Origin of the sequence: Pseudomonas donghuensis (genome assembly GCF_000259195.1) — a bacterium.
In the GTDB taxonomy this organism is placed as follows: Bacteria; Pseudomonadota; Gammaproteobacteria; order Pseudomonadales; family Pseudomonadaceae; genus Aquipseudomonas; species Aquipseudomonas donghuensis.
In genome coordinates, this window is sequence record NZ_AJJP01000217.1 from 1 (window position 1) to 10349 (window position 10349).

Annotated in this window: 9 protein-coding genes and 1 pseudogene; 1 reads left to right on the top strand and 9 read right to left on the bottom strand. The window is 65.9% G+C overall.

Annotated elements, in window-relative coordinates; genetic code table 11:
- Positions 1-134 precede the first annotated feature (134 nt).
- Positions 135-290, top strand: a pseudogene (locus UW3_RS28025) (helix-turn-helix domain-containing protein); the annotation flags it as partial.
- Positions 291-413: 123 nt separating this feature from the next.
- Here UW3_RS28025 and UW3_RS0102100 read toward each other — a convergent pair.
- From UW3_RS0102100 to UW3_RS0102140, 9 genes are all read right to left on the bottom strand, one after another.
- Positions 414-1211 (bottom strand): carbohydrate deacetylase, encoded by a 798-nt coding sequence (locus UW3_RS0102100; protein WP_010220525.1) that lies wholly within the window; start codon positions 1209-1211, stop codon positions 414-416.
- Entirely contained in the window at positions 1183-2355 is a 1173-nt protein-coding gene (locus UW3_RS0102105; RefSeq protein ID WP_010220526.1) for a GNAT family N-acetyltransferase, read from the bottom strand. The genes UW3_RS0102100 and UW3_RS0102105 overlap by 29 nt, the downstream gene beginning before the upstream one ends.
- Positions 2356-2359: 4 nt before the next feature.
- Complete coding sequence (locus UW3_RS0102110) at positions 2360-3049, bottom strand: GNAT family N-acetyltransferase (protein ID WP_010220527.1); 690 nt, start codon at positions 3047-3049, stop codon at positions 2360-2362.
- Between the two features lie 34 nt (positions 3050-3083).
- The gene (locus UW3_RS0102115; protein ID WP_026001162.1) at positions 3084-5003 is read right to left on the bottom strand and encodes a hypothetical protein; all 1920 of its coding nucleotides are present in this window, start codon (positions 5001-5003) and stop codon (positions 3084-3086) included.
- On the bottom strand, positions 5000-6304 hold the full coding sequence (locus tag UW3_RS0102120; protein WP_010220529.1) for an oligosaccharide flippase family protein: 1305 nt from the start codon (positions 6302-6304) through the stop codon (positions 5000-5002). The genes UW3_RS0102115 and UW3_RS0102120 overlap by 4 nt, the downstream gene beginning before the upstream one ends.
- Positions 6301-7311, bottom strand: a complete 1011-nt coding sequence (locus UW3_RS0102125; protein ID WP_010220530.1) for a polysaccharide deacetylase family protein — start codon at positions 7309-7311, stop codon at positions 6301-6303. Before UW3_RS0102125 ends, UW3_RS0102120 begins: the two co-directional genes overlap by 4 nt.
- Positions 7312-7320: 9 nt before the next feature.
- Positions 7321-8457: a glycosyltransferase family 2 protein gene (locus UW3_RS0102130; protein ID WP_010220531.1), complete on the bottom strand. Its 1137-nt coding sequence runs from the start codon at positions 8455-8457 to the stop codon at positions 7321-7323.
- A complete protein-coding gene (locus UW3_RS0102135) occupies positions 8450-9415 on the bottom strand; it encodes a glycosyltransferase family 2 protein (RefSeq protein WP_010220533.1) in 966 nt (321 codons plus the stop codon). The genes UW3_RS0102130 and UW3_RS0102135 overlap by 8 nt, the downstream gene beginning before the upstream one ends.
- Positions 9412-10349 (bottom strand): O-antigen ligase family protein (locus tag UW3_RS0102140; RefSeq protein ID WP_010220534.1); only part of this gene is annotated, 938 nt, incomplete at its 5' end. The genes UW3_RS0102135 and UW3_RS0102140, both read right to left, overlap by 4 nt.

Here is a 10349-nt window from a genome sequence, read left to right on the forward strand (position 1 = left end):
TCCCTACGGTTTACAGTGCGTAAGTCTATCCAGGGTCTCCGAGTTAGACTGCTGTCGATGTCGCCTTGATGAAAAGACAGGGCGACCGCGAAAACTGGGGTCAACACCTGACCATTCCGGTACGGTGTTGCCCTATGTCCTATCACGAACTCAGCATCGAAGAACGCGTCACTCTCCAACTCGGCCTAGCCCAAGGCTTTAGTCTGCGACGGATCGCCCGCTTGATCAACCGAGCGCCCTCGACGGTAAGCCGAGAGCTGCGTCGTAACCGGGAGGCCGGTAGCCACTATCGGTAGAGTTTGCGCCCTTCGGTTGTCGCGACAACCACCTTGAAAAACGCCGCTGCTGTCGGCAGGCTTTCGCCAGCCGACGCACCAGAGATCAGTGAGCGCTCTGGATTCTGGTCACCACCTTTATTTAGCGCATAGCACAGTCTTTTTTCGCTGGTCTGCCTCCAAGGCGCTATAGCTAGTTTTAGGCACCCCCCCCAACCTTAACTCCACCAACGCCTTCAACGACTCCCCACTCCCCAAATACGCATCCCCAAAATCATGCCCCCCCAACGCACTCGGGTGCGCCACCACCTCCAGCAGCCCCTGCGCCGGCGCCAACCCCGCGCGTAAATCCGCAGGCGTGCACACATAATCCGCCGTTGCCCCCGCCAACTGCTTCAAGCGTCGATTAAGCAACGTCTTGAACACCCGCTTCAGCGGCCCGATGTTATGCCCAAGGTTGCGCGCCAACCTCACCGCCACGCCCTCACGCGCCGCAAACCGGGCGACGATGACGCCAATGGGCCAGATGTTGTGCACGTGCTGGTGCGAGTCGAGGTGGCTGGGCGTCAGGCCCTGGTTCAAGCAGTGCTGCCACTGCGCCTGCAACTCCTGCTCGACCGCTTCGCGCTCGGCCCGGCTCAGGCGCAGGGTGCGTTGCTTGAGGCGCAGGTCGAATTCGCCGTTCGCCGCGCAGAAGCGCGGTTGCTCAAGAATGGCCTGGCTCAAGGGCCGGCCATAGGTGAGGTTGAAGTGCAGGCCGATGCGCCCGCGCAAGGCCGGCAACTGCGCCAGGCTGCACGCCGCGCTGAACGCCGGCATGTTGGCCATGGCCGTGGCCGAGCTGATCAGCCCGGCCTGGAAGGCATGCAGGATGACCGCGTTGGTGTGGGCGCTGAGGCCGAAGTCGTCAGCGTTGACGATGACCTGTGAGGGCATCCGGGTTCTCCTGTGGTGAGTCGGGCTCGGCGGCTGTGGCCGAGGGAGGGCGGCGCAGGCGCTGCAGCTGCGGCTTGTAGCGTTGCCACAGGCGCAAGGCCAGGCCCAGGGCCAGGCCACTGGGGCGCCAGCTGTAGAAGCTCTGGCGCTGGTGTTCAAGGGTGGCGCTCATGCGTTCGTGCAGTTGGTGGCTGGAGTTGTTCAGGCTCACCCGCGAGGCGTCGACCCATTCCCAGCCGTCGTCCAGGCCCCAATGTATCCATTCTTCGAGCAGCACGCGGCCACTGCCAAGTTCGGCATGGGCGGGCACGAAGGCGAGGTTGTAGTCGTACACCCGGCCGCGTTCGAACACCCCCAGGCGGTAGCTGATGCAGCGGCCATCGAGCTCCAGCAGCACCAGGCGCACCAGGCCCTGGGCCGCCAGGGCGGTGAAGGCCTGGTACATCCATTGGCGGCGCAGGCGGCCAGAGAAGATGCCGACGTCGTCGTCGCCTTTCCAGCTGAGGTCTTCGACGGCGCTGATGGCATCGAGCAGTGGCGCGATGGTGTTTGCATCCGGGACAATCCTGCGTACCTGGGCGCCGCAGGCGGCAATGCGCTTGCGCGCGCGGCGCAGTTTGTAGCGCGGGTCGCCGCTGATTTCCTGGCGATCTTCGGGCACGATGCGGTGCACCGGCACCCGGCAGTTCAGGCGCTGTTCATGGGTGGAGCTGCGCCGCGCCCAATGCCTGAGCAGGCTGTGGGCCACCGCGCCGGCGGGCACTTCGTCCAGTTGCAGCAGGGCGTGGGGCAGTTGCTTGCGGATTGCCCGTAGCACCTGCGCGGCCGCCTTGGCCGGCAGGTCGCAGAGCAGGGCGATGCGGTCGCTGAGCGGATAACCCAAATGGCGCACCACTTGCACCGTCAGTGGCCCGAAGCGCTCATGGCTGCGAATCAGCGGCAGGCACAGGCTCAATCTGCCCTGATCGCGGCCCACCAGTACCTGCAACTGTTGCCCGGCTGTCAGCGCCGCTTCCGCCGCACGCAGCCAGCCGAGGTGGTTGAACGGCGTGCTGTCGGCCAGTTGCTGGCGCAGTTGCTCGTAGTCGGCGGCGGGGAAGTCCGCCGCCGCCAACGACGGGTACCACTGCAGTTCAAGGCTCATGGGCTCAGGTCACCGTGGCCGGGGCCGCGCTGGCTTCAGGTTTGCGCAGGGCCTCCAGGCGCGATTCGCTGTAGCGCGTTTCGCGGAAGAACTTCCAGCGCCCGAACAGGCAGTACACGTGCATGATCCGCCCCTGTTCCTTATAGCCCATGCGCAGGTGCAGCTTAAGCGCCGGGATGTTGTGGCTCTCGCACACGTCCACCACGGTGTCGCAACCCTGGGCAGCCATGGCTTTCCACAGCTCCAGCTGCACGTCGACCGACAGTTGCGAGCCCCAGTAGCGGCGGATCATTTCGCCTCCAAACTCGAAGAACTGCCCAGGCTCCACCGGGAACCAGCAGCCGTAGTAGTGGCGATCGTGGTAGTGGCGCAGGCTGCCCCAGATAAACGCCACGGTGTCGCCGGCGTCATCGAGGAACATCAGCCCGGTGTGGCCTTCGCCAGCCAGCTCGCGCATGGTCTCGATGCGCTCGCCAAAGTGTTTGGCGAAGGCCCGCACGTTGTGCACGGTGATGGTTTCGACGCGCAACGCCGGGTAGGGTTTGAGCTTGTGCGGCGGCACGGGGCTGACCAGGTCACGCTCCATCCACAGCAGTTCCCAGTGGTAGAACAGGTAGCGCTTGACCCCAGCGCGAATAGTATTGCGCAGTCCTTTGCGCTTGATGCGATCCTGGATTTTGCTCAAAGCACTCATGGTGCCTCCTGTTGCTGGCAGGTGAGGTGCGCGCTTATGACGCGCTCCAGGTCAGGGCGAACAGGGTCTGCCCCGGTAGTTGAAACTGAATACGGCCGCGTTCGCAGGTAAAGCGCGCGCTGCGTGGTTGGTTGTCGGGGCCAAACAAGGTCAGGGCGCCTTGCGGGCAGCTTTGCTCGGTGGCCAGGCTCACCTGCTGCAGGCGCTCGCCCTTGTTCACCCCGAGCAGGCTGCGCTGCTTGCCGCGGGCCATGGCCAGGGCATCGACTTCGAAGGCGTCGTTGTCCAGGGCCAGCACCTGGTCGAGCCAGTGCTGCTGGATGAACTGCTGGGCCAGGCCCACGGGCTTGAGTTCAAAACCGTTCTCGCCCAGCACCCGGACCATGCCCTTGGGCCACTCGGGCTCATCGGCAACGTGGAACCAGTTGAGCATGTCGAGCAGGCCGTCCTGGGAGGCGTTGATCACCACCGAGGCCCACCACAGCGCGGTGAAGTGGGTTTCCTGATCGTAAGGGCTCAAGGTCGAGCCGCTGGAGACGTTGGTCTGGTCGAGCAGCAGCGCCTTGTTCGGCCGGCCTTGGGCATCGAGGCCGACCAGGGCTGCGGCCTGGCGTACCGAGTCGCGGTAGCTGCGGGTGGCCAGCAGGTCGCGGACCATCCATTCGTGCCAGGCCAGGGCGTCGATCTGCTGGCCGTGGTCTTTGAGCAGGCGCCGCGCCCAATCGAGGCCGATGCGCGTTTCGCTGCTGCTGTGCAGGGGGCCGTTGACCAGCCGCGAGCTTGCCGGCATGGCGATGCGTACCCCGGCCTCGCGGGCCCCTGGGCTGTGTTGCACGTGCTCGGCCATGGCCTGGAAGTAGCGGCTGAAGCTCGGGTAGTCGCTGTAGTTGAGGTTCGGCTCATCGGCGAAGGCCAGGTAGTGCAGGGTGCTGCCGCCCAGGCTGCGGGTGGTGTTGAGCCAGTCGTCGAGGCCGTCGTTGCTGGTGCGGTTGGCGGCCAACACTGACTCGCGGCCGGTGCCGGCCAGCAGGGTGATGTCTTGTTTGATCGCATAGCGTTGCTGGTAGAAGCGACGGAACTCATTTTCGTAGCCGGGTTGGCGCGCCAGCAAGTCGGCAAAGCTGTAATAGCCGGCGGCTTGCGGGCGCAGGGCGTCGAGCGCGGCATAGCTGGAGGGTGGCGGCAGCACATAAGGCAGGTTGACGCCCAGGTCCGGGGTACGGCCCAGCACCTTGTGGCCCAGGGTTAGCATGACCTTGCCCTCGGCGTTGTGCAGCGGCCCCAGTTGTTCGGCCTGTTGGGCGAACAGGTTGGCGCTGCCGTCGAGCCAGAACGCTGCCTTGCCGCGGCCTTGCAACTGCAGGCGGAAGGTTTGCGCGTGACTGGACACCGGCAGCGGCAAACGATCGAACTGCCAGTAGGCCGGGTAGGGCTTGAGCGCCAGGCTCAGTTGCTGGTTATCGCCCAGGCGCTGCACCTGCAGACCGCGCACGCCGCCGTGGTATTTACCGGCCAGGGTGGCTTTTTCGCCCGCGGGCACACGAAAGTACAGCGCCACATTGGGCCCGACTTCGGCACTGAAGTGCACCTTGGCCGGGGCGAACAGGGCGCGGGTGCTGTCGGCGTGCTCGATGCGATACCGCCTGAAGCTGTAGCCGGGGATTTCCAGCTGGTAGTCGCTGGTGCTCGCCGCCAGTGGCCATTGCACCCGGCCACGGGGTTCATTGGCCTTGATCGGGCGATCGGCCTGCAAGTGGCCCTGGCCATTGAGCAGGAAGATGTGTTCGGGGTTGGCGTCGGCCTGCCAGGCCGGTTGCCAGCTGACCGTCACGGTGTCGGCCTTGGCCGCCTGCAGGTACAGGCTGCCATCGCGCAGGTCGCCCCAGTGCAAGGGCACAGCCTGCACGCTGGCGCTCAACAGCACGCCGCTCACCACCAGGGCCATGGGCTTCATGCTGGCCGCCGTTGCAGCATCTGCCGCAGTGGCGCCAGGTCGCTGGGCAGTACCAGCAAGGTTTGCCAGAACGCTACGCGACTGAGTTTGCAGTACAGCAGCAACATCGCCAGGGTCACCGCCAGGTAGGCGATGGACGAGGCCATGGCGGCGCCGACGATGCCGTAGGCGGGAATCAACAGCATGTTGAGCACCAGGTTCAGTGCCGCGCCCAGGCCCATCATCAGCGATACCGTGCCGGGGCGGTCCTTGCCCAGCAAGTCGAGGCGCAGGATGCTCGCATAGCACAGGCCGAACAGCCCCGGCAGCAAGGCCAGCAAGGCCGGGTAGGCCGGTTGGTATTCGGCGCCGAACAGGGTGACGATCAGCCACTCGCCGATCAGCGCCATGCTCAGGCAGGCGCCGAGCATCACCGTGGCGGTCAGGCGCAGGGCCAGCGGGGTGAGCTTGTCCATGCCGGCGTCCTGCTGCAGCAGGCGCTTCATCAACGGCGTGGTCACCGCTTCAGGGACGATCAGCAACAGTTCGGCCGCCGCGCTGGCCATGGCATAGTGGCCGAGGGCGGCGCTGCCGAGCATGGCGCTGATGAACAGGTAGTCCGAGCGCAGGATCACCTGCTGGAACAGCACGTCCGGGTGGCTTTTTGCGCTGTACGAGAGCAGCTCGCGCTGGCCGCTGCGATCCCAGCACAGGCGGATCGAGTGCTGCTTGCCGAGCCAGTACAGGCCCAGCAGCACCACCAGGCTCAGGCCCAGCAGCCAGCTGATCAGCGCCGCTTCCAGCGCCGCGCTCTGCCACATCCAGAACAGCCCGACAAACAGCAGCAGCGGCACCAGCGACTCGGTCAGGCGCAAGGCGTTGAAGGCGCCGACGCCGCCGGTGGCGTTGTGCAGGGTCAGCAGGCCGCTTTTGAGCACCGTCAGCGGCACCGCCAGCAGCAACAGCCAGGCCAGCAGGCCGAGCTGGGTGGTCACTTCAAGTTCGTTGCCGAACGCCCGGGCCAGGGCCACGCAGATCAGGGTCAGGGCGCCGGCCACCAGGCAGCCGTAGATCAGCACCTGGCTGAGCAGCAGGCCCATGCTGCGCTGCTTGGCCGCCTGGTAACCGACGGCGGTGTTGAGGCCGCCGCTGGTGGCGGCGCTGATCAGGTCGGGCAGGGTACTGAGCAGGGCGAACAGGCCGCGCTCGCTAGGGCCGAGAATGCGCGCCAGCAGCACGTTGCGCATCAGCCGCAGGGCGATCATCGCCAGGCGCGTGCCCATGCTCAGCAGCAGGTGGCGAACATAGTGGCTGCGGCTCATGGGCGGCCCCCGCGGCTGATCCGCCAGGCCAGCAAGGTGGGCCGGCTGGCGGTGCGCTGGCTGACGCTGATGCGTGGCAGGGCCAGGGGGTCGTCATGGCCCTGGCAGATCCCCGGGCGGGTGCTCAGGGCAAACGGGTAGCAGTGCGCCGCCAGGCGCTCGCGCACCCGTGCATCGTGGTCGCCGTTGGGGTAGCAGTACACCGGCAGCGGCTGCTTGCAGCCTTGTTGCAGGGCGTAGTGGCTGCGGCTCAGTTCCTCTTCCAGGCGCTGGTCGTCCAGGCCCGGCAGCAGCGCGTGGCTGGCACCGTGGGGGCCGAAGCTGATCAGCCCGGAGTTTTCCAGGTGGCGCACCTGGTTCCAGTCCAGGGCCTGGGGCAGGGATTCGGCCGGGCAGGCATCGGTGAGATGATGCAGGGCGATCGGGCTCAGGGTTTTCAGGCTTTGCAGGTATTTACCCAGGGCCCTGCTGCGGGCATGGGCCTGTTCGTTCATGAAGTAGGCGGCCGGCAGCGGCCTGCCGATCTTGCGCAACTGCTCGATCAGCGCCCGGCGGGAGATTTCGCCATGGGTGCCCCAGAGGGTTTCGCCCAGGCTTTCCCACCAGAAGCGCTGGCGGCTGCCGATGTAGTCGGTGGACAGGAAGATGCTCGCCGGCACCTGGTATTGCTGCAGCAGCGGGAAGGCATTCAAGGCGTTGTCGCGCCAGCCGTCGTCGAAAGTCAGGGCGACCTTGGGGCGGCCGCCGTTGCGCGGCTGCTCGTGGGTTTTGAGCAGGTCCATCAGGTGCACGCAGTCAAAGTGACGTTGCAGCCAGCGCAGCAAGCGCTCAAAGGCCTGGGGGCCGACGCACAGTTCGTTGCGATGGGGCAGGGCGGCGCTGCTGTCCTCGGCCAGCACCCGGTGCAGCATGAGGATCACCCCGGCGCCGCGCAATTGGCTGCGACCCTTGGGCGAATTGAGGTACAGCCAACCGCTGGCACGCTTGATACTGGTTTTTATCGGCATGTCAGGTGCTCATCGAGTCTGGTCGGGGGTCCATTGGTTGTAGCTGTGCCCACGCAGGAACTGCCACAGGCCGACGCTCATTCCGGCCAGGGTCACCAGCACGAAGGCCGCCAGGCGAAACGGCTTGGGCAGGCGTTGGCGCACATCCAGCAGGCCGGCGATGGCAGCGCCATAGCCGAGCAATTGCGCGGCCAGGGTCAGTTGGTAAAAACCGTGGCCGTCGAGCAACCACAGGTTGGCCAGCAACAGCGGCAACAACAGCACCGGCGCCAGACGGCGGATCAGCTTGTGGCTGATCAGGGCAATGGCGTACAGGCCATGGCGCAGCGGGTTGAGCAGCTCACGACGGGCGGCCAGGCTGATCAGGCCGCCAACGGTGACGCGCTGACGGCGGCTGAACTGGCGCTCGGCCTCGTCCACGCCCTGGTCGAGCACCTGGGCCTCGTCGACGTAGACCACGCGCTTGCCGGCGACTGGCGCGCAGGTATTGATATAGAAGTCGTCGTTGACCCGCGCCGGGATCGGCTGGTACAGCTCGCGGCGTAGCGCCTGCAGGGCGCCGTCGGCGGACACCGTGCAACCGGTGCGGCTTTCCACCCGCCGCAGCCAGGCTTCGTAGTGGCGGTACAGGCTTTCGCCCAGGCTCAGGCCCTTGCCGGGCACCGGGATGATCATCTTGCCCACCGTGCCACCGACCTGCGGGTCGGCAAAGGGCGTCAGCAACGCCGCCAGGGTGCCGTCGATCCAATGCACATCGGCGTCGGTGAACACCACGATGTCGCCCGTGCACTGGGTGACGGCGACGTTGAGCACGCTGTTCTTGCCCAGGCGCGGCAGGTCCAGGACCTGGATGCGCGGGTCGTCGAAGCCGCGCGCCAGGGCCACGGTGCGGTCAGTGGAGCCATCGCTGGCGACGACGATCTGCAAGTGTTCGGCCTGGTAGTCCTGGGCCAGCAGGTTGCGCAGCTTGTTGTCGATATTGCCTTCTTCGTTGTGCGCGGCCACCACCACGCTGACCCGTTGCGGCGCCAGCGGCGCAGGTGCATGCCGGCGGAACAGCGGCCCGACCAGGGTCAGCAGCAAGGGGTAGCCCAGCCAGGCATAAAATGGCAGTAACAGGCACAACCAAAAAATCAACTCAGCCACGGGCGGGCCTCCTTGCGTTCCAGTTGAACAGGCTGAACACGAAGGCCGCGCCGGCCAGGTGCAGGCGGATCCAGTGCAGCCCCCAGAGCTGCAGGGCAAAAAGCGGGTCGCGGTGTGTCAGGCTCTGGCGCAGGCTCAGCACCAGCGCCGGGGCACTGGCGATGAACAGCATGAACAGCGGCAGGCGGGGGTAACCAAAGAGCAGCGCCGACAAGGCCAGGGCATCGAGCATCCAGATACTCAGCGACAACAGCGGAAAGCGCAGCAGGCGCAGGCTCGGTCCGTTGCTGCGCAGCAGTTGCAGGTTGCTGCCCTGGCGCCACAGCTCCTTGCCCAGCCACTCGCTCCAACTGCATTCGAAGCCCCAGTGCAACGCCACCGGATTGCGCAGGGCCAACAGGCGTGCGCCGGCCTTGTTCAGGTGCCAGGTGAAATCCTTGTCTTCGCCGGTGCGCAGGGTTTCGCTAAAACCTCCGACCTTGTCGAACCAGTGGCGCTGCATCAGCAAGTTGGGGGTCGGCAGCCATTGCATGCGGTGCAGTGCCGGCAAGCCTGCGCGCAGGGTGCGCCGTTGCCAGGCGCGGGCGAACCAGGGCGCCTGGCGCGGGGTGTCGCAGTCCAGGGCAAATACGTCGCCACGGCCTTCGGCATGCAGGTCGAGCAGCAGGCTCAGCCAGTGCTCAGGTACTTCGATATCGGCATCGAGAAACGCCAGCCACTCGCCGCTGCTGGCCTGCACGCCGCGATTGCGCAGGGCGCCAATGGTCAGCCCGGGCAGCTCCAGCACCTGGGCACCGAGGCGGCGGGCGATCTGCGCGCCGTCGTCGCTGGAGCCGTTGTCGAGCACGATCAGCTCGCACACTAGGCCGGCATCAGCGGCGGCGGTGAGCGCCGACTGCAGGGTTCGGCCAATATGCCGGGCCTCGTTGAACATCGGTACTATGACACTGACTTTCATGCCTTCACCTGTTTCAGGCGTGCCTGTTCAGCGTTAACGCGCAACACGCTGGACAGCGCCAGCATGATCCATAGGTACTTGTGGTTGGGCGCGCTGAGGAACATCAGGAACAGGCTGATGGCGAGCATGCTCATGCACAGGTGGGTGAGCAGGTCGGCCTGGTAGTGGTCGCCCTGTTGCAGCCACAGGCGCCGGGCATGCCAGACGTTATAGAGGGCCAGCAGCACCATGCTGGCGAACAGGATGCCCGCGGGGACGCCGACTTCGCTGAAGATCTCCAGGTAGGTGTTGTGCGCCCGGCGGTACAAATCGCCGACCTTGCGGTTGGCCGAGAAGGCCTTGGCGTAACCGGTGGTGGCATAGTGCAGGGGGAAGGTGCCGGGACCGCTGCCGAGCAGCGGATGCTCGCGGATCATCTTGCTGCCGACCACGATGTACGAGGAGCGCCTGCCCAGGGAATCATCCTTGAAGGCGTTGACCCCGGACTTGAGCAGCGCCAGCGACTGGATGCGCGCCACGTAGCTTTCCGGCATCAACGCCACCAGCGTGGGCAGCAGGATCGCCAGGCCGAGCATGGCAAAGCCCAGGTGCCGCGGGCGCAGGTGGGCGACCTGGGTGCGGTAGTGCACCAGCACGATGCCTAAGCTGATCAATAGCACCACCAGGCCCGAGCGCGAGTTGGTCTTGGTCATGCCCGCCAGCAAGAGGATGCAGCAGGCGATCCAGAGCAGCTTCTGCACCCGCCCGGGGCTGTTGAACACCAGCCACAGGGCCATGGGCACGGCGATGGCGATGAACATGGCAAACACGTTGGGGTCTTCCAACAGGCCCGCGGCGCGGCCTTCGTCCTGGTACTTGGCCGAGACCATGGCCATGATGCAGGTCAGGCCGACGCTCAGGGTCACCAGCCGGTACAGCATCGGCAGGGGGGGTT

Bases quoted from the DNA above. Each gene is read 5' to 3' on its own strand.
- UW3_RS0102100 (WP_010220525.1), bottom strand. From the start codon at position 1,211: ATGCCCTCACAGGTCATCGTCAACGCTGACGACTTCGGCCTCAGCGCC.
- UW3_RS0102105 (WP_010220526.1), bottom strand. From the start codon at position 2,355: ATGAGCCTTGAACTGCAGTGGTACCCGTCGTTGGCGGCGGCGGACTTC.
- UW3_RS0102110 (WP_010220527.1), bottom strand. From the start codon at position 3,049: ATGAGTGCTTTGAGCAAAATCCAGGATCGCATCAAGCGCAAAGGACTG.
- UW3_RS0102115 (WP_026001162.1), bottom strand. From the start codon at position 5,003: ATGAAGCCCATGGCCCTGGTGGTGAGCGGCGTGCTGTTGAGCGCCAGC.
- UW3_RS0102120 (WP_010220529.1), bottom strand. From the start codon at position 6,304: ATGAGCCGCAGCCACTATGTTCGCCACCTGCTGCTGAGCATGGGCACG.
- UW3_RS0102125 (WP_010220530.1), bottom strand. From the start codon at position 7,311: ATGCCGATAAAAACCAGTATCAAGCGTGCCAGCGGTTGGCTGTACCTC.
- UW3_RS0102135 (WP_010220533.1), bottom strand. From the start codon at position 9,415: ATGAAAGTCAGTGTCATAGTACCGATGTTCAACGAGGCCCGGCATATT.